At 72.4% G+C, this 17,041-nt stretch carries 15 protein-coding genes and 1 pseudogene; 5 read left to right on the top strand and 11 right to left on the bottom strand.

The window, feature by feature from the left end; translation table 11 throughout:
* Window positions 1–58: 58 nt before the first annotated feature.
* Window positions 59–1,687 (bottom strand): L-glutamate gamma-semialdehyde dehydrogenase, encoded by a 1,629-nt coding sequence (gene pruA / locus ACZ6EM_RS16055; protein ID WP_401048251.1) that lies wholly within the window; start codon window positions 1,685–1,687, stop codon window positions 59–61.
* 401 nt (window positions 1,688–2,088) lie between these two features.
* Here pruA and ACZ6EM_RS16050 point away from each other — a divergent pair, with 401 nt between their 5' ends.
* Window positions 2,089–3,732 (top strand): PucR family transcriptional regulator, encoded by a 1,644-nt coding sequence (locus ACZ6EM_RS16050; protein WP_401048252.1) that lies wholly within the window; start codon window positions 2,089–2,091, stop codon window positions 3,730–3,732.
* On the opposite strand, the gene ACZ6EM_RS16045 is transcribed toward ACZ6EM_RS16050, so the two are convergent.
* Together ACZ6EM_RS16045 and ACZ6EM_RS16040 are read right to left on the bottom strand one after the other, a co-directional pair.
* On the bottom strand, window positions 3,720–5,210 hold the full coding sequence (locus tag ACZ6EM_RS16045) for an alkaline phosphatase PhoX (RefSeq protein ID WP_401048254.1): 1,491 nt from the start codon (window positions 5,208–5,210) through the stop codon (window positions 3,720–3,722). The two genes, ACZ6EM_RS16050 and ACZ6EM_RS16045, sit on opposite strands and share 13 nt — an antisense overlap.
* Window positions 5,211–5,413: 203 nt before the next feature.
* Window positions 5,414–6,799, bottom strand: a complete 1,386-nt coding sequence (locus ACZ6EM_RS16040) for a regulatory protein RecX (protein ID WP_401048257.1) — start codon at window positions 6,797–6,799, stop codon at window positions 5,414–5,416.
* 136 nt (window positions 6,800–6,935) lie between these two features.
* Here ACZ6EM_RS16040 and ACZ6EM_RS16035 point away from each other — a divergent pair, with 136 nt between their 5' ends.
* Window positions 6,936–7,439, top strand: coding sequence for a VOC family protein (locus ACZ6EM_RS16035; RefSeq protein ID WP_401048259.1), 504 nt, complete (start codon window positions 6,936–6,938; stop codon window positions 7,437–7,439).
* A gap of 40 nt (window positions 7,440–7,479) precedes the next feature.
* Here the strand turns inward: ACZ6EM_RS16035 and ACZ6EM_RS16030 are convergent, their stop codons facing one another.
* Complete coding sequence (locus tag ACZ6EM_RS16030) at window positions 7,480–9,108, bottom strand: hypothetical protein (RefSeq protein ID WP_401048262.1); 1,629 nt, start codon at window positions 9,106–9,108, stop codon at window positions 7,480–7,482.
* A gap of 361 nt (window positions 9,109–9,469) precedes the next feature.
* Between ACZ6EM_RS16030 and ACZ6EM_RS16025 the strand changes: the two genes are divergently transcribed.
* Together ACZ6EM_RS16025 and ACZ6EM_RS16020 are read left to right on the top strand one after the other, a co-directional pair.
* Window positions 9,470–10,804, top strand: a complete 1,335-nt coding sequence (locus tag ACZ6EM_RS16025; protein ID WP_465772567.1) for an MFS transporter — start codon at window positions 9,470–9,472, stop codon at window positions 10,802–10,804.
* 306 nt (window positions 10,805–11,110) lie between these two features.
* Window positions 11,111–11,604: pseudogene (locus tag ACZ6EM_RS16020) on the top strand (transposase); the annotation flags it as partial.
* 58 nt (window positions 11,605–11,662) lie between these two features.
* Here the strand turns inward: ACZ6EM_RS16020 and ACZ6EM_RS16015 are convergent.
* Together ACZ6EM_RS16015 and ACZ6EM_RS16010 are read right to left on the bottom strand one after the other, a co-directional pair.
* Window positions 11,663–12,136: an NUDIX domain-containing protein gene (locus ACZ6EM_RS16015; RefSeq protein ID WP_465772566.1), complete on the bottom strand. Its 474-nt coding sequence runs from the start codon at window positions 12,134–12,136 to the stop codon at window positions 11,663–11,665.
* 27 nt (window positions 12,137–12,163) lie between these two features.
* The gene (locus ACZ6EM_RS16010; protein WP_465772565.1) at window positions 12,164–12,511 is read right to left on the bottom strand and encodes a hypothetical protein; all 348 of its coding nucleotides are present in this window, start codon (window positions 12,509–12,511) and stop codon (window positions 12,164–12,166) included.
* Window positions 12,512–12,903: 392 nt separating this feature from the next.
* Here ACZ6EM_RS16010 and ACZ6EM_RS16005 point away from each other — a divergent pair, with 392 nt between their 5' ends.
* On the top strand, window positions 12,904–13,335 hold the full coding sequence (locus ACZ6EM_RS16005) for an NUDIX hydrolase (RefSeq protein WP_465772564.1): 432 nt from the start codon (window positions 12,904–12,906) through the stop codon (window positions 13,333–13,335).
* Window positions 13,336–13,799: 464 nt separating this feature from the next.
* Here ACZ6EM_RS16005 and ACZ6EM_RS16000 read toward each other — a convergent pair whose 3' ends face one another.
* From ACZ6EM_RS16000 to ACZ6EM_RS15980, 5 genes are read right to left on the bottom strand one after another with little or no spacing between them, the layout of a single operon-like run.
* A complete protein-coding gene (locus ACZ6EM_RS16000; protein ID WP_452178273.1) occupies window positions 13,800–14,198 on the bottom strand; it encodes a metal-sulfur cluster assembly factor in 399 nt (132 codons plus the stop codon).
* A gap of 22 nt (window positions 14,199–14,220) precedes the next feature.
* The gene (gene sufU / locus ACZ6EM_RS15995; RefSeq protein ID WP_359905310.1) at window positions 14,221–14,673 is read right to left on the bottom strand and encodes a Fe-S cluster assembly sulfur transfer protein SufU; all 453 of its coding nucleotides are present in this window, start codon (window positions 14,671–14,673) and stop codon (window positions 14,221–14,223) included.
* A gap of 19 nt (window positions 14,674–14,692) precedes the next feature.
* A complete protein-coding gene (locus ACZ6EM_RS15990; protein ID WP_359905307.1) occupies window positions 14,693–15,952 on the bottom strand; it encodes a cysteine desulfurase in 1,260 nt (419 codons plus the stop codon).
* A complete protein-coding gene (gene sufC, locus ACZ6EM_RS15985; RefSeq protein ID WP_359905304.1) occupies window positions 15,949–16,713 on the bottom strand; it encodes a Fe-S cluster assembly ATPase SufC in 765 nt (254 codons plus the stop codon). The genes ACZ6EM_RS15990 and sufC overlap by 4 nt, the downstream gene beginning before the upstream one ends.
* A gap of 6 nt (window positions 16,714–16,719) precedes the next feature.
* A complete protein-coding gene (locus tag ACZ6EM_RS15980) occupies window positions 16,720–17,037 on the bottom strand; it encodes a bifunctional 3-phenylpropionate/cinnamic acid dioxygenase ferredoxin subunit (protein ID WP_359905302.1) in 318 nt (105 codons plus the stop codon).
* Between the last annotated feature and the right edge of the window lie 4 nt (window positions 17,038–17,041).

The raw sequence follows: 17,041 nt of genomic DNA, 5'->3' as shown, positions 1-17,041 counted from the left end.
GCGTCGCGGGTGACCGGTGGCTACTGGACGAGCCGTACGATCAGCGGCACGGGGCTGGTCAGCCCATGTGCGGGTAGCGGTAGTCCGTCGGCGGGACGAAGGTCTCCTTGACCGAGCGGGTGGAGGTCCAGCGCGCCAGGTTCTGCTTGGCGCCCGCCTTGTCGTTGGTGCCCGAGGCCCGGCCGCCACCGAAGGGCTGCTGGCCGACGACGGCGCCGGTCGGCTTGTCGTTGATGTAGAAGTTGCCGGCCGCGAAGCGCAGCTTGTGCATCGCGTCCTGGGCCGCGGCGCGGTCCTGGGAGATGATCGAGCCGGTCAGGCCGTAGGGGGACACCGACTCCATCTGGGCCAGCATCTCCTCGTACTTCTCGTCCTCGTAGACGTGCACGGCCAGGATCGGGCCGAAGTACTCGTCCTTGAAGTACTCGCTCGCCGGGTCCTGGCAGACCAGGACGGTCGGGCGCACGAAGTAGCCCACCGAGTCGTCGTAGGTGCCGCCGGCGAGGACCTCGACCTGCGGGTCGGCCTGGGCGCGGTCGATGGCTGCCTTGTTCTTGGCGAAGGAGCGGTCGTCGATGACGGCCGACATGAAGTTGCTCAGGTCGCTGACGTCGCCCATGGTGAGGCCCTCGACCTCGGCGGCGAACTCGTCCTTGAGGCCGGCCCAGATCGACGCCGGGACGTAGGCCCGCGACAGCGCCGAGCACTTCTGGCCCTGGAACTCGAAGGCGCCGCGGGTCATCGCGGTCTTCAGGACCTTCGGGTCGGCGGACGGGTGGGCGACCAGGAAGTCCTTGCCGCCGGTCTCGCCGACGATCCGCGGGTAGGTGCGGTAGCCGGCGATGTTGTTGCCGACCTCGCGCCACAGGTGCTGGAAGGTGGCGGTGGAGCCGGTGAAGTGGATGCCGGCCAGCGCCGGGTGCTTGAGCGCGACCTCGGAGACGGCCAGGCCGTCGCCGGTGACCATGTTGATGACGCCCTTGGGCAGGCCGGCCTCCTCCAGCAGCTGCATCAGCAGGTGCGCGGAGAACTGCTGGGTCGGGGAGGGCTTCCACAGCACCACGTTGCCCATCAGCGCGGGCGCGGTCGGCAGGTTGCCGGCGATCGCGGTGAAGTTGAACGGGGTGATCGCGTAGACGAAGCCCTCCAGCGGGCGGTGGTCGCTGCGGTTCCACACGCCTTCCGAGGAGATCGGCTGCTCGGCCAGGATCTGGCGGGCGAAGTGCACGTTGAAGCGCAGGAAGTCGACCAGCTCGCAGGGGGTGTCGATCTCGGCCTGCTGGGCGGTCTTGGACTGGCCGAGCATGGTGGCGGCGGCCAGGGTCTCGCGCCAGGGGCCGGCCAGCAGGTCGGCGGCCCTGAGGAAGATCGCGGCGCGCGAGTCGAAGGAGAGCGCCTGCCAGGCCGGGGCAGCGGCCAGGGCAGTGTCGATGGCGTCCTGCGCGTCGGCCTGGGTGGCGTTGCGCAGGGTGCCGAGCCGAGCCGCGTGGTTGTGCGGCTGGACGACGTGGATCTCGGTGCCGCCGCCCATCCGGCGCTCACCGTTGATCGTCATGGTCAGCTGGACCGGCTCCTGGCCGCCCAGCTCCTTCAGCTTGGCCTCCAGGCGAGCCCGTTCCGGGCTCCCGGGGGCGTAGCTGTGGACCGGCTCGTTCACCGGCGCGGGGACCTGGGTCACAGCGTCCATAGAGCGCACGCTCTCCTTCGTTCAGTGCGGGGGGACTGCCGGCGCGGGTTGCACGCCGACCACAGCACGAACGCTATTCCTGGCCACCGGGCCACTTGATTGGCCGCGCGGCTAAATTCCCCCGTACGGCGTTGTCCGGCCCGACGAACCTGGTCACGCCGCGGTCACGAATCGTCCCCTCCCACCCCATGGTTCACACCTCCGTGCACCACCGGCTCACGCTCCTGGCCCCGGCCACCGGCTCGCACTCCGGCGCTCGGCCGCCGAACGGTGCGCGGACGGCGCACCCGGTGCGCCGGCGGGGTCACGGACGGCCTTCCGCCCGACGACAGCCCCGAACTCTGTCCGCCCGGCTAAAATCGACCGCGAAACGTTGTCCGGGCGGATGAAGGAGGACCGGCGTGACCACCTCCGGCCTGCCGCTCCGTCAACTCCTGATGTCCCTCGGCGAACCGCTGGTCGAACTGCAGGCCGCCCCGCAGGGCCTGGACGTCGCGGTGCGCGACGTCGCCATCCTCGACCCGGAGGACCCGCCGACCGCCGCCCCCGGCGAACTCGTCCTCGCGATCGGCGCCCGCGGCCGCGCCGCCCTGCCCGCCCTGCGCGCGGCCGGCCGGGCCGGGGCCGCCGCCGTCGCGGTCAAGCTGGACGGCCCCGGCCAGGCCGACGCGCTGCGCGAGGCCGCCACCGACGCGGGCGTCGCCCTGCTCTCGGTGCGCCGCGAGACCCGCTGGGAGCACCTCGACTCGCTCGCCCGGGCGATCATCGCCGGCCCGGACGCCCCGGACACCCCCGGCTCCCCCGAACCCAACGCCGGCGACCTCTTCTCCCTCGCCCAGACCGTCGCCGTGCTCACCAACGGCATCGTCTCGATCGAGGACACCTCCAGCCGGGTGCTGGCCTACTCCCGGTCCTCCGACTCCGACGAGGTCGACGACCTGCGCCGGCTGTCCATCCTCGGCTGGCAGGGCCCGGAGCCGTACCTCTCCAAGCTCCGCGAGTGGGGGATCTTCCAGCACCTGCGCAGCTCGGACGCCCCGATCGCGGTCGAGCCGCACCCCGAGCTGGGCCTGCGCCGCCGCCTGGCGGTCGGCATCCGGGCCGGGGCGCAGCCGCTCGGCACCATCTGGGTGCAGGAGGGCGCCCAGCCGCTGGCCCCGCTGGCCGAGCAGTCCCTGGTCGGCGCCGCCCGGGTCGCGGCCGCCCAGCTGGTGCGCCGCCGCCGGGAGCTGTCCGCCGACGTCCGGCTCACCCAGACCCTGCTCACCGGCCTGCTGGAGGGCTCCACCGGCCCCCAGTCGCTCGCCACCCACCTCGGCCTGGACCTGCGCCGCCCGGCCACCGTGCTGGCCTACAGCGCGCGCACCACGGACGCGCTGCACCGTTCCGACGTCACCGGCCTGATCTCGGTGCACACCGCGGCCCGGCACCGCACCGCGCTGCTCGCCCCGATCGAGTCCCGGGTGTACGTGCTGCTGCCCGAGCTGCCGCCCGGCCTGCCGATGACCACCGTGCGCGACTGGGCCTCCGAGGTGGTGACGGCCGCCCGCGAGCACCTGGGCGTCCCGCTGCGCGCCGCGATCGGCTCGACCGTCGACGGCCTGGCCCAGGTGCCCGACTCCCGCGCGCAGGCGGACCGGATCCTGGACGCGATGGGCCGCGGCGGGGTGGACCTCGACGTCGCGGCGCTGATCGACGTCCAGGCGGAGGTGCTGGTCAGCGAGATGCTGGCGCTGCTCCAGGAACGCTCCGGCCTGCGCGACCCGCGGCTGACCGCGCTCACCGCGTACGACCGCCGGCACGGCACCCGGCTCGCCGAGTCGGTGCTGGCCTGGCTGGACGCGCTCGGCGAGGTCCGGGTGGCCGCGGACGCCCTGCACATCCACCCCAACACCCTGCGCTACCGGGTCCGCCGGGCCGAGCAGCTGACCGGCATCGACCTCGCCCAGCCGCAGCAGCGCCTGCTGGCCATGCTGCAACTGCGACTGCCCGCGGACGAGTGGTCCGCGGGCAGCCCTTCACACTCGGAGGGTCACTCGCCGTAGCCCTGGCCGCGCTTGTGCTCGTTCAGCCGGCGCCACGGGCCGCTGATGGCCAGCTGGATGCCCGGGGTCTGGATGTTGGCGAAGAGGGTCTTGCCGTCGTCCGAGAAGGTCACCCCGGTGAACTCGCTGAACTCGGGCTTCTCGGCGGTGCCGATGTTCAGCTCGTTGCGGGCGATCGGGAAGACCAGGCCCTCCTCGGTGGCGCCGAACAGGTGCGAGACGCCCTCGCCGTCCTCGCAGATCACGATGCCGCCGTACGGCGACACGGTGATGTTGTCCGGGCCGTCGAAGTTGTCGTGGTCGCCCCAGACGTCGGTGTTGACGCCCAGCAGGACCTTCAGGGTGATGGTGCGGCGGGCCGGGTTGTAGAACCAGACCTGGCCGTCGTGCTGGAGCGGGCTCTCCGAGCGGGCGAAGCTGGAGACGAAGTAGAAGCCGCCGTCACCCCACCACATGCCCTCCAGCTTCCGGGCGCGGGTGACCTCGCCGTCCTTGAACTGCTTGCGCACCGAGACGGTCCTGGCGTCGCGGTCCGCGACCTTGACCCAGTCCACGCCGTAGGTGGTGCCGACCGCGGTGGCGCGGGAGAGGTCGTCGATGAACTTGCCCTGCGCGTCGAAGACCTTGAAGGCCTCCAGCACGCCGGCGTCGGCGGCCAGCCGGCGCAGCTTGTAGCGGCCGTGCTGGAAGCCGGCCGGCGGGGTCCAGCGGAACAGCAGGCCGTTCGGGTTCGAGGCGTCCTCGGTCAGGTAGACCTGGCCGCGCTTGGGGTCCACCACGACGGCCTCGTGGGCGTAGCGGCCGAAGGCCTTGACCGGCTGCGGGTCGCGGTTGTAGTCGTCGTCGAACGGGTCGACCTCGAAGATGTAGCCGTGGTCCTTGGTGAAGCCGTTCTTGCCGGCCTTGTCCTCGGTCTCCTCGCCGGACAGCCAGGTGCCCCACGGGGTCACGCCGCCGGCGCAGTTGGTGGCGGTGCCCGCGATGCCGACCCACTGCTCGACCGAGCCGTCCCGCTTGGCGTGCACGATGGTGCAGCCGCCGGCCGCGCCCGGGTCGTAGACGTGGCCCTCGGTCAGCGGCACCGGGTGCGGCCAGTTGGCGCGGGCGCCGGCCAGCTCGTGGTTGACGACCATGTAGTTGCCGCCGCGCTCGTCCTCGAAGGCGGAGGTGCCGTCGTGGTTGCTCGGGGTGAACTCGCCGGTGCGCAGCTTGGTGACGCCGGCCCGGTTGAGGACCTTGTACGAGAAGCCCTTCGGCAGGGACAGCAGGCCGCCCGGGTCCTGGACCAGCGGGCCGTAGCCGACGGCGGTGCCGGCGGCCGAGTTGGTCCCGGCGGCCGCGGCGACCGGGGCCTCGCCGCCGACCGGGGCGGCGATCGCGCCCGGGGCGCTGGCCAGCGCCTCGGCGCTGCCGGCGATCAGCACGCCGGCCCCGACGAGGGTGGAACGGTTGACGAAGTCCCGGCGGGACAGCGACATGGCAGCAACTCCTGAGGATGAGCGGGGGCGTCGGTGCGGGATGCCGACGCCCAGCAGGCTCCGCCGGACGGGTGAACCCGGCATGACGTCCACCTCACGCCCAGGCGGCCATTTGCCGACCGATGACCTTCACATGACCTCGGCTTTACGCCGGTCCCCGTCGGAGGGGCGCTCCATCGGACGCCGCTCGGGCCGACAGCCCGTCAGTGCCGCGCCGCCCGCCACTGCTCCCAGGCCGCCAGCCACAGCTGCTCGGACAGCCGCTGCTCCTCCCACACGCCCGCCCCGCCGCCGCCCGGCCGCTCCCGCCACAGCTGCGCCCAGGCCCGCTGCGCCGGCAGGCTCGCCACCTCGCTCGCGAACACCGTGTACCGGACCACCTCCTCGACGGCCGCCTCGCCCTCCGCCGTACCGACCAGCCAGTGCGTCTGCTGGGACAGCCGGTTGAGGTGGTTCACCATCGAGGTCACCGCCGCCGCGGCCTCCTCCCGGGTCTCGGTGGCCAGCCGCATCTGCTGGCGCACCGCCGTCTCCCAGCGCACCGCGCCGACGTCCCCGCGCAGCCCGCGCGGCAGCCGCGGCGTGCGCCCGACCCGCACCTGCGCCTCGATCGCGGCGGACTCGGCGACGGTCTGCGCGATCAGCGCCCGGTGCGCCTCCATCCCGACGGCGGGCGGCAGTTCGCGTTCCTCGACCGGCACGTGGCGGGCCCGCCGGGCGGCCAGGTCGCGCAGCAGTCCGGTGCGTCCGCGCAGGCAGCGCTCGAAGTCGCCGATCGAGCCGAGCTCCACCGCGCCGGGGGCCACCCCGCGCCCGCAGACCGTCACGGTCAGCCCGCCGACCCGCAGTCGCCCGGCCCACACCGCCTCCGGCCCGGGCGCCGCCGGGGCGCCGGGCTCCGGCACCGGCCGGTCCTCGTGCACCTCCACCGCGCAGGGCTCGCCGTCGACCGTGATCCACGCGCGCAACGCCCGTACCCGGCCCGGCCCGTCGCCCTCGTCGATGCCCAACTGCTCGTAGACGCGGTCCCGTTCGTCCTCGACCAGGTCCTCCAGCTCGGGCAGCCGCTCGCCCCGGTCGGCGCCCGGCCGGTAGGTGCGCACGGTGACGTACGGGCCGGCCGCCGAGCGCCAGTCACCGCACTGGACCTCGACCCAGCGCAGCTCGCCGCCGGAGGTCTCGAAGGCGGCCAGCGCCTCACCGTCCACCGCGTCATCGGCCGCCGCGTCACCGGTCCGCACGTCACCGGCCGCCGGTTCACCGGTCCGCACGTCTCCGGCCATCGTTCGACCGGCGACCACGCCGTACACCGGGAAGTCGGCCGCCGCCAGGGTCCGGCGGGAGAAAGCCTCCTGATCGGCGAACGGGTCGACGGGCCGGCCGGCGGTCCGGTCCACGGGCGGTTCGGCCGCCCGGCCCGACGGCCGGTCGGCGGGCTGCTCCGCGGTCCGGTCCGCGCCGCGCTCCGCGGGCCGACCGGCGAAACGGTCCTCCCGGACCGGCCGGTCCGGAGCCGGGACGGACCCCGAGGGCCCGGTGTTCCGCTTCTGGTGCCTGCCGCCGTTCTCCCGCATCATCCTGTGCCGCACCCCCGATTCCTCGCACCCGCACCACTGACGCCACCTTACGTGCCCGCAGCTGCCGGGTCATCAGCTCCGCCTCCGGACGGGGGTGGTGGCCGTGTCAGGACGCCCGGTTGTCAGCGGCCCTCCCTAACCTGGCGGCATGACAGCACAGAACGAGGCAGCACAGAACGGGGCGGCGCACGACGGCGCCGCCCAGGACCGGACCCGGCAGGGCGCCTTCCCCGCCCGGATCAGCATCGTCACCCTCGGGGTGACCGACCTCGACCGCAGCGCCCGCTTCTACGAGTCGCTCGGCTGGAAGCGCTCCGCCGCCTCCAGCCCGGAGATCGTCTGGTTCCGCACCGCCGACTCGGCGCTCGGGCTCTTCCCCACCGAGGAGCTGGCCGCCGACGCGGGCGTGCCCGCCGCCGGCGAGCCCTCCTTCCGCGGCGTCACCCTCGCGGTGAACCTGGAGTCCCCCGCCCTGGTGGACACCGCGCTGCGGACGGCGGTGGAGGCCGGCGCCGTGGTGGTCAAGCCGCCGGTCCCGACCGACTGGGGCGGCTACTCCGGCTACTTCGAGGACCCGGACGGCCACCTCTGGGAGCTGGCCCACAACCCGTTCTTCCCCTTCACCGAGGACGGCTCGCTGGACCTTCCGTGACCCGGGCCCGGTTCGGCGCACTCCGTGAAGGCCGGGAGGCTCAGCTCCTGGAGCGCGCCTTGAAGGCGGCCTTGCGCGCCTCCTTGGCCACCGCCCGGTCCGGGTGCAGCTCCCCGATCGCCTCCAGGACGTCCGCCGTGTACGGGTGGTCGACCCGCCACAGCTCGCCGAACCACCCGGCCGGATCGCCGTTCACCGGCAGGTCGGTGATCAGTTCGCGGAGCAGTTCGGCGTCCCCGCCGTTGTCCAGCAGCTGGGCGGCGAAGGTGTCGACCACCGTCCACAGCGCCATCGCCCGGTCCGGCACCGGCACGTCCGTCGCGCCCTGCGCGGCCAGCCAGGCCCGCGCCGCGCCACCCAGCTCCGGGTCGTCCATGGCCTCCCGGACGGCCGGCTCCGCGTCCGGCCCGAGCAGGTTGAGCGCCGAGACGCAGAGCATCCGGCGCAGCGGGCCGTAGCCGTCGGTGCCGCGCGCCGCCGCGAGCAGCTCGCGCGCCGCCGCCACCGGCTCCCGGTCGGCGGTCCACACCCGCAGCTCCTCCTCCGGCAGCACGTTGGCGGACTCGCACACCCCGCGCAGCAGCTCGGCCGCGTTCCCCCGGGCCAGGTCGCCGACCAGCGGGGCGTCGTAGCCGTCCTCCAGCAGCCACTGGCGGATGCCGTACTGGCCGAGCGGGGTGAGCCGGACCAGCCCGAAGCGGGCCGACTCCTCCTCGTCCAGCGGCTCCTCGCCGACCGCGGCGGACTCCTCGCCGTCCTCCTCGTCGAACAGCTCGGGGTCGATCGGGCGGTAGTCCAGCAGGCCGAGCTCGGCGAGGTCGCCCAGCATCGGGTCCAGCGCGACCATCACGTCCGTGATGTCGCCGAGCAGCTCCTCGCTGGGCTCCTCGCCCTCCGGGACGACCAGCAGCGCGGCCAGCACGCCCAGCGGCACGGTCTCGTTGCCCGGCTCGGCGAAGGCGGTGGTCTCGTAGAGCACCTGCAGGGCCTCGTCCAGCAGCTCGGCGGCCTCGTCGCGGGCCTCCTCGACCTCGGAGAGCCCGTCCTCGTCCTCCTCCTCGTCCGCGCCGTCCCCGGCCGGTTCCGCCGATCCCTCGGCCCCCTCCGGGACGGAGTCCGCCTCGACGGCCAGCTCCCGGACGATCCCGGCGGCGGTCAGCCACAGCTCCAGGACGGTCTCCGGGTCGCCCTGCTCGGCGGGTTCCAGGTCCGGGCCCGGGACGGCGACGTGCTCGCCGTCCGCGGTCGTGCCGAGCTCCACCAGGTCCAGGTCGCAGGCCAGCGACCAGGCCCGCAGTGCCTCGACCTCGGCCTCCTCGGGCACCTCGCCCTCGGCCGGGGCCAGGCCCAGCAGCCGGGCCGCGGGTGCCCGGTCCGCCTCGACCAGGTCGCCGAACTCGTCCACTTCCCGGTGCGGGGCGGCCCAGCGGGCCAGCGCCAGCGCGTACCCGAACATCGGTACGGCCTTCGCCTGCTCGGCCAGCTCCCGCTCGGCGGGCAGCTTCACCGGCGGGACCAGGACGGCCGCGTCGTCCAGGTCCTCGTCGTCCAGCCCGTGCGCGGCGAACGCCCCGTAGAGGTCCTGGAGCTCCAGGTCCGCGGGCAGCACCGCCTCTGCCGCGCCCTCCCCCGCCGAAGCCCCGGTGTTCTTGCGACGTCGTCCGGCCATCGTTGTGCGCTCTCCCTCAGCCAGCGGTCAGCCCAACAGCGCCGCGTACCGATCCATCACCTCAGCGTATAGGCCGGGCACCCCCGATGCCCGGCCGTACGGGGCGCACCCAGGGGCGCGCGCCACGGACGTGCGCCCACCCCTTATCCTTCGGTCTGGTAGCGCGCACACCCCGCGCCTGCCACCGGGGCAACGAAGCCCAACCGCCCTCCGCCCGACCCCGGGCCGGAGGGGCCCTCTTCAGCTCACCTCGCCCCACCAGGGAGCCCGTACCCGCGGCCACCACCACAGCGCCTCCGGACGGGCGCGCCGGCACAACCCCGCCGACCCCGGTGGTGCCCGGCCACAGGAGACCCCTGCCATGGCGGACCTCTCCCCCGCCGGCTCCGGCCTGCGCACCGCGCAGCTCGACGGACGCCGACTGTCGGAGGCCCTGCTTCCCCTGGAGCTCGCGCCGCGCGCCCAGCTCCAGCTCGCCGCGATCAGCCGCTGGAACGCGCTGCGCGGCGTCCGCGTCGGCCTGGTGGCCGCCGCCCTGCTGCTGATGCTGATCGGCGCCAACCTCGCGACGCCGATCTACTCGCTCCTCCAGCAGCGGCTGCACCTCACCGCGCTCGACACCACCGTCCTGTTCGCGATCTACGTACTGGCGCTGGTCCCGGTGCTGGCCGTGGTCGGCCACTGGTCCGACCACCTCGGCCGACGCGCCCTGATCCTGCCCGCCGTCGCGCTGGCCGCCGTCGGCGACGTCGTGTTCGCCACCTCCGGCAGCTTCTGGCAGCTCGCCGCCGGCCGAGCCGTCCAGGGCATCGCCGTCGGCCTGTCCACCGGCGCCGCCGGGGCCGCCCTCGGCGACCTGCTGCCCGACAAGCCGACCCTGGCCGCCAAGATCACCCTGGCCTGCTCGGCGGGCGGCGTCGCGCTCGGCCCGGTGGTCGGCGCCCTGCTGGCCGGCGGCTCCGACCCGCTGCTCACCCCGTTCCTGCTGCACGCCGTCGCCCTGCTGGCGCTCTGCGTACCGCTGGCCCTCCTCCACCCCCGGATGCCCGGCCGCAGCCGCCCACCGGCCTCCCCGCCCCGCATCACCACCCCGGCCCACCTGCGCCCGCAGCGCCTGCGGCTGCCCCGCACCGGGCGCCGCGAGTTCCTGCTCGCCGCCACGGCCGGCTTCATCTCCTACGCGGTGTTCGGCGTCTACCTCAGCCTGGCCCCGGCCTTCGCCGCCCAGCTGCTGCACACCGACTCCAAGCTGGTCGGCGCGATCGTGGCGGCCCTCCTGCTCGGGTCCTCGGCCGCCACCCAGCTGCTCGTCCCGCCGACCTCGGACCGCGTGGTGACCGCCCTCGGCATGGCCGGCCTGGCCGCCGGCCTCGGCCTGGTCGTCGCCGCCCAGTACACCGGCACCCCGGCGCTGCTCTTCATCGGCAGCGTCCTCGGCGGAATCTCCCAGGGCGTGGCCTTCCGCTCCCTGTTCACCGCCGCCGTCGGGGCGATGAACCCGGAACGCCGCGGCTCCGAGCTGAGCACCCTCTGGGTCATCGTCTACCTCGGCAGTTCCGCCCCCATCATCGCCCTCGGCGCCCTCGTCCAGACCTACGGCCTCCTCCCCTCCGTCAGCGGCTTCGCCGCCCTCGCCGCCCTCGCCTGCACCGCGCTCGCGATGGCCGTCGCCCGCAAACCCAGGCCCACGGCCTGACCCCTCCCCCGCACGACGATCGCCGCTGCCCGGGACTGCTTCGGTAGTCCCGGGCAGCGGCGTTCCGCTTCGCCCACCGCCGGGTGAACACCCGCGCGCCATCCGCTGCGTCGAGCAGGTCTACCACCGTTCCCCACCATCCACCCCCACCCGCCTCCCGGCGGGTGCCCGCCCCCGCCCTCGCCGCGCGCAGCCCAGCCGGGCGGCGCGCGGCGATCGTGTCTGCAAGATCGCGTAAGTCCGTGATGGGACAGTCTGGCCGAAGGCTCGGCCTCGGGTCCTCTGGCCAGGCGGGACGGACACGTCATGGCGGACAGAGAACCGGTCGCCTCGGCGGCCGAGGATGTGTTGGTCGACGAGGTCGTCGAGCGGCTGATGGACCGCGCCGACGCCTCGGGGGCGGCCCTGCTGGGCGAAGGCGGGCTGCTGACGGAAATCACCAGGGCCGTGCTGGAACGGGCCCCGGAAGCCGAGATGACTCAGCACCTCGGCCATGAGATGCACCATCCGCAGGACGCGGGTCAGACAACTCCCGCAACGGCGAATCGCCCAAGACCGTGCTCACCGATGCCGGGGCGGTCACGGTCGCGGTGCCCAGAGACCGCGACGGCGACTTCGAACCGTAGGTGGTGCCGAAGAACGCCCGGCGGCTGGCAGGCTTCAACGACCGCGTCCTGTCGCTGTACACGCGCGGCATGTCGGTTCGGGACATCCGCTCGCACCTGGCCCAGATCTACGGGGCCGAGGTCAGTCCGGACCTGATCAGCAAGGTCACCGACGCGGTCGTCCAGGAGCAGATCCACCCGAAGGCGCGCGACGCCAACCACGGCGCTGACACGAGATCGCCGACACGTCCCCCTACGGGCGAGTCGCTCCGTGCTCCAGGTAGACGGTCGCGGACTGCGTCCTGGCGACGCAGGCGGCGTGGACGCGGCGGGCGAGGCGCGGGATGAGGAGTGCGTCGAGCTGGTCGGTGGCGTGGAAGGCGTACTCGCCGATCTCGACCTGGTCGACGGTGATGTCGTCGAGTTCGTCGGCGGGGAGGACGCCGCCGTCGAAGACGAAGAGGAGCTTGTCGCCCTCGGCTGGGTGGGGTGCCCAGTCGGCGACGAGCAGGCGGCCGATCGGCGGGGTGATGCCGAGCTCCTCCTTGACCTCACGGGCGGCGCCCTCGCTCGGGGCCTCGCCGGCATGCAGGTAGCCGCCGGGGATCTCCCAGCCGGGCTTGTAGGTCGGCTTCACGAGGAGGACACCGTCGTCCTCGTCGAAGAAGAGCACGCCGGCGGCGGTGCGGGGCTGGGCCACGACCTCGTGGGACTGGGAGTCGCTCATGGCGACGACTGTAACCGCCCAGCCGCGTCACGCGACGATCTGGAGCCGCTGCCCGACGCCTGCCAGCAAGTAGCCGGGTTTGCCGCGCTGTTGGCGGACCCAGCTGGTCACCAGGTGTCGGGGGATGAAGTGGTAGCGGACTTGCTCGGGGGCCAGCTCCTCGGCGTCCAGTACGAGGGCGAGGGCCTCGTCCATGCGGCTCTGCGCGCTGTGGGCGCGGGCGATCTCGAGTGCGTGCCGTACTCGGCGTTCGAGCGGCAGGGTCGAGGAGTCCACGCGCGGACCTTGGTCGAGGGCGATCTGGACGTCGCCGAGCTCCATGGCGGTCGAGATCCGGTGGATGGCCACGTTGGTGGGCCCGAAGGCCGTCCACATGTGGTTGGCGTCGTGGCCGAGGCGCTGCGCCGCCCGCCTCGTCCGGACCGGTGTCGTCCACGAGCGGGCGATCTCAGCTGTGCTCGGCCGCCAGGTGTCATGACCGAAAGCGCGAGGGACAGCTACAGTTCGGCGCAAGTGTCGGGCAGGCCTGCTCCGACTGGGCTTTCCTTCGCCGCTCCACAGCTTCAAGCGCCCTTACCACAGCGACGCACTCACCTGGGGTGTGCATGCAGTAGGGACAGCCATCAACATCCCCGAAGGTCTGCTGTTCGCCGGTGAACTCGGCGCGCGACCCTGTGCAGCGCGTCCTTCACCATCGGCCAGTCGTTGCATGTGGGGCAGGCTCCTTCGCTCACCGCCCCACGCCACCGAACAGGAAGCAGGCCACCATGCAGCACCGCGTCCGCGCCGTCCTCCTCACCCCGAACGACACCATGTTGCTGATCAAGCGCATCCGACCCGGCACCGACCCGTACTGGGTGATCGTCGGCGGCAAGATCGAGCCCACTGACGCCAGCCCCGAGGACGCCCTGCTGCGCGAGGTCCGCGAGGAGATCGCCGGTGAGGCCGAGATCGTCAGTCTCCTCCACACCGTCGAAACCGACGGCGAGCGCCAGGACTTCTACCTCGCCACCATCGAGAAGTGGAGCTTCGAGGACCGCACCGGGCCCGAGTTCAGGCAGGAAGGCCGAGGCGAGTACCTCTTGGAGGAGATCCCTCTCACCAGCGAGGCCCTCGACGCGGTCAACCTCCTGCCCAGCGAGTTCGCCACGGTCCTCCGCGAGGCCGTCGAACGCGGGGACCTCCTCGCCGCCGGGTAACCGCAACCCGGTAGTCGCATCAGCGCACTGGATGCCACAAAAACTCACGCAGCGTCAAGTGTCATGGTACGTTCAGTAATCCAACCGAAAACAGGTGACCCCGGCAGCGCGCCAACACCCCGGGGTCCGGCAACATGAGCTGACACTCCCGATGCGCGTCCATCGTCGTCGTCCCGCATACGCCGCCGCCTGAGCCACGTCGTCCCACCGATCCGCAGGGGCTCCGGCGGGTACGTCGTCGCCCTACCCCATCAGCGCCGCGTGCCGCCCGGCCGGACGACACGCGGCCAAGCCCGGGGCGGGCACCCGCCGGCAGGCGGGTGGGGGGTGGATGGTGGGGAACGGCGGTGAACCTGCTCGACGAAGCAGATCACGCGCGGGTGTTCACCCGGCGGCGGGCGAAGCGGAGACGCGGAAACGCCGCCGCCCGGAGTCCCGGGCAGCGGCGTTCCGTACGGCGGGCCTCAGACGTTGAAGCCGAGGGCGCGGAGCTGGTCGCGGCCGTCGTCGGTGATCTTGTCGGGGCCCCACGGCGGCATCCAGACCCAGTTGATGCGCAGGTCCTGCACCAGGCCGTCGGTGGCCGTCTTGGCCTGGTCCTCGATGACGTCGGTCAGCGGGCAGGCCGCCGAGGTGAGCGTCATGTCGATGGTGGCCACGTCGGACTCGTCGATGTGGATGCCGTAGATCAGGCCCAGGTTGACGACGTCGATGCCCAGTTCGGGGTCGACGACGTCCATCAGGGCCTCGGTCAGGTCCTCGACCGAGACGGTGCCGGCGGTGGTGCCGACGATGACGGTGCCGGTCTGCTGCTCCGCAGCGGGGGCCTCGGTGCCGGTGGTGGTGGTGCTCTCGTCACTCATGGTCTTGTCCTCCTCTGCGGGGTCAGTCGTTCACGGCGGGGTTGTGGGCGAGCGCCTGGGCGGTGGCGTCCTTCCAGGCCATCCAGCTGAGCAGGGCGCACTTGACCCGGGCCGGGTACTTGGAGACGCCGGCGAACGCGACCGCGTCCTCCAGCACCTCCTCGTCGCCCTCGCCCTGACCCTTGCTCTGCATCAGCTCCAGGAAGGCTTCCTGGACCGCCTGCGCCTCGCCCACGGTCTTGCCGACCACCAGGTCGTTGAGCACCGAGGCGCTCGCCTGGCTGATCGAACAGCCCTGCGACTCGTACGAGACGTCGGTGACGGTGGCGCCGTCGAGCTTCACCCGCAGGGTGATCTCGTCGCCGCACGTCGGGTTGACGTGGTGCACCTCGGCGTCACCGTCCCGCAGCCCCTTGCCGTGCGGGTTGCGGTAGTGGTCCAGGATGATGTCCTGGTACATCGAGTCGAGCTTCATGGTCGTCCTGCCCCGTCCCTCAGCCGAAGAAGTTCCGGACGTGGTGCAGGCCGTCGATCAGCGCGTCGACCTCGCCCGGCGTCGAGTACAGATAGAACGACGCCCGCGTGGTCGCCGGAATTCCGTACCGCAGGCACACCGGCCGCGCGCAGTGGTGGCCGACGCGCACGGCGATGCCCTGCTCGTCCAGCACCTGGCCCACGTCGTGCGGGTGGATGTCGCCGAGGGTGAAGGAGATCGCGGCACCGCGGTCCACGGCCGTGCGCGGCCCGATGATCCGCAGGTCCGGGACCTCCAGCAGCCGCTCGACGGCGTACTCGGTGATCGCGTGCTCGTGCGCCGCGATCTTCTCCATGCCGATGCCCTGGAGGTAGTCGATGGCCGCGCCGAGCCCGACCGCCTGGGCGATCGGCGGGGTGCCGGCCTCGAACTTGTGGGGCGCCGGGGCGTAGGTGGACGAGCCCATGGTGACGGTCTCGATCATCTCGCCGCCGCCGAGGAACGGCGGGAGGTCCTCCAGCAGCTCCTGGCGGCCCCAGAGCACGCCGATGCCGGTCGGGGCCAGCATCTTGTGGCCGGTGAAGGCGACGAAGTCGGCCTCCAGCGCCTGCACGTCCAGCACCATGTGCGGCGCGGCCTGCGAGGCGTCGATGACGACCAGCGCGCCGACCGACTGGGCCTTGCGGACGATCGTCTCGACCGGGTTGATCGTGCCGAGCAGGTTGGAGACCAGGGTGAAGGAGACCACCTTGGTCTTCTCGGTGATCAGCTCGTCGATGTTCGACAGGTCGAGCCGGCCCTCGTCGGTCAGCCCGAACCACTTGAGCTTCGCGCCGCTGCGCTGCGACAGCAGCTGCCACGGGACGATGTTGGAGTGGTGCTCCATCTCCGTGATGACGATCTCGGAGTCGGCGTCCACCCGGTAGGGCTCGTCGGCCCAGGCCAGCATGTTGGCGACGAGGTTGAGCGACTCCGAGGCGTTCTTGGTGAAGATCACCTCGTTGCGGCTCGGCGCGTTGACGAAGGCCGCGACCTTGTCCCGGGCGCCCTCGTACAGCGCCGTGGCCTCCTCGGCGAGCACGTGCACGCCGCGGTGGACGTTGGCGTTGTGCCGCTCGTAGTAGGCGTTCAGGGCGTCCAGCACCTGACGCGGCTTCTGCGAGGTGGCCGCGTTGTCCAGGTAGACCAGCGGCTTGTCGTCGTGCAGCACCCGCTGGAGGACCGGGAAGTCCTTGCGGATCGCGTCGGTGTCGAGCAGTCCCGCAAACGGATGGGTCACTCGGACGCGCCCCCCTTCACATACGACTCGTAGCCCTCTTCCTCCAGCTTGTCGGCCAGCTCGGCGCCGCCGGACTCGACGATGCGGCCGCCCGCGAAGACGTGGACGTGGTCGGGCTTGATGTACCGCAGGATGCGGGTGTAGTGGGTCACCAGCAGGGTGCCGACCTCACCGGTCGAGCGGACCCGGTTGATGCCCTCGGAGACGACCCGCAGCGCGTCGACGTCCAGGCCGGAGTCGGTCTCGTCGAGGATCGCGATCTTCGGCTTGAGCAGCTCCAGCTGGAGGATCTCGTGGCGCTTCTTCTCACCGCCGGAGAAGCCCTCGTTGACGTTGCGCTCGGCGAAGGCCGGGTCCATCTGGAGGGCGGCCATCGCCTCCTTGACCTCCTTCACCCACAGCCGCAGCTTGGGGGCCTCGCCGCGGACGGCGGTGGCGGCGGTGCGCAGGAAGTTGCTGACCGAGACTCCGGGGACCTCGACCGGGTACTGCATGGCCAGGAAGACGCCGGCCTTGGCGCGCTCGTCGACGGACATCTCCAGGACGTCCTCGCCGTCCAGCAGCACCGAGCCGCCGGTGACGGTGTACTTGGGGTGGCCGGCCAGCGAGTAGGCGAGGGTGGACTTGCCGGAGCCGTTCGGACCCATGATGGCGTGGGTCTCGCCCTGCTTCACGGTCAGGTCCACGCCCTTCAGGATCTCGCGCGGGCCGTTCTCGGCGTCCACGGAGACGTGCAGGTCGCGGATTTCAAGGGTTGCCATGTGTACTCAGGACTCCTGGTTGACGGAGACGAGCACATCGTCCCCTTCGATCTTTACGGGGTAGACAGCGACCGGCTTGGTGGCGGGCAGGCCGGACGGCTTGCCGGTGCGCAGGTCGAAGCTGGAGCCGTGCAGCCAGCACTCGATCATGCAGTCCTCGACCTCGCCCTCGGAGAGCGAGACGTTCGCGTGCGAGCAGGTGTCGTTGACCGCGAACACCCCCTCGTCGGTGCGGACGACGGAGACCGGCACGCCGTTGAGGTCCACGCGCTTGGGAACGTCCTCCTGGAGGTCGCTCAGCGCGCAGGCACGGAGGAAGGTCATCGCG

Source organism: Kitasatospora sp. NPDC041917 (assembly GCF_055589745.1).
Note: the sequence above shows the minus strand (reverse complement) of the source record. Positions and strands in the feature narration are given on the sequence as shown.

What these genes read in the sequence shown, in the direction of transcription:
- pruA (WP_401048251.1), bottom strand. Translation starts at nt 1,687, where the DNA reads ATGGACGCTGTGACCCAGGTCCCCGCGCCGGTGAACGAGCCGGTCCAC.
- ACZ6EM_RS16045 (WP_401048254.1), bottom strand. Translation starts at nt 5,210, where the DNA reads ATGTCGCTGTCCCGCCGGGACTTCGTCAACCGTTCCACCCTCGTCGGG.
- ACZ6EM_RS16035 (WP_401048259.1), top strand. Translation starts at nt 6,936, where the DNA reads ATGACAGCACAGAACGAGGCAGCACAGAACGGGGCGGCGCACGACGGC.
- ACZ6EM_RS16030 (WP_401048262.1), bottom strand. Translation starts at nt 9,108, where the DNA reads ATGGCCGGACGACGTCGCAAGAACACCGGGGCTTCGGCGGGGGAGGGC.
- ACZ6EM_RS16025 (WP_465772567.1), top strand. Translation starts at nt 9,470, where the DNA reads ATGGCGGACCTCTCCCCCGCCGGCTCCGGCCTGCGCACCGCGCAGCTC.
- ACZ6EM_RS16015 (WP_465772566.1), bottom strand. Translation starts at nt 12,136, where the DNA reads ATGAGCGACTCCCAGTCCCACGAGGTCGTGGCCCAGCCCCGCACCGCC.
- ACZ6EM_RS16010 (WP_465772565.1), bottom strand. Translation starts at nt 12,511, where the DNA reads ATGTGGACGGCCTTCGGGCCCACCAACGTGGCCATCCACCGGATCTCG.
- ACZ6EM_RS16005 (WP_465772564.1), top strand. Translation starts at nt 12,904, where the DNA reads ATGCAGCACCGCGTCCGCGCCGTCCTCCTCACCCCGAACGACACCATG.
- ACZ6EM_RS16000 (WP_452178273.1), bottom strand. Translation starts at nt 14,198, where the DNA reads ATGAGTGACGAGAGCACCACCACCACCGGCACCGAGGCCCCCGCTGCG.
- sufU (WP_359905310.1), bottom strand. Translation starts at nt 14,673, where the DNA reads ATGAAGCTCGACTCGATGTACCAGGACATCATCCTGGACCACTACCGC.
- sufC (WP_359905304.1), bottom strand. Translation starts at nt 16,713, where the DNA reads ATGGCAACCCTTGAAATCCGCGACCTGCACGTCTCCGTGGACGCCGAG.
- ACZ6EM_RS15980 (WP_359905302.1), bottom strand. Translation starts at nt 17,037, where the DNA reads ATGACCTTCCTCCGTGCCTGCGCGCTGAGCGACCTCCAGGAGGACGTT.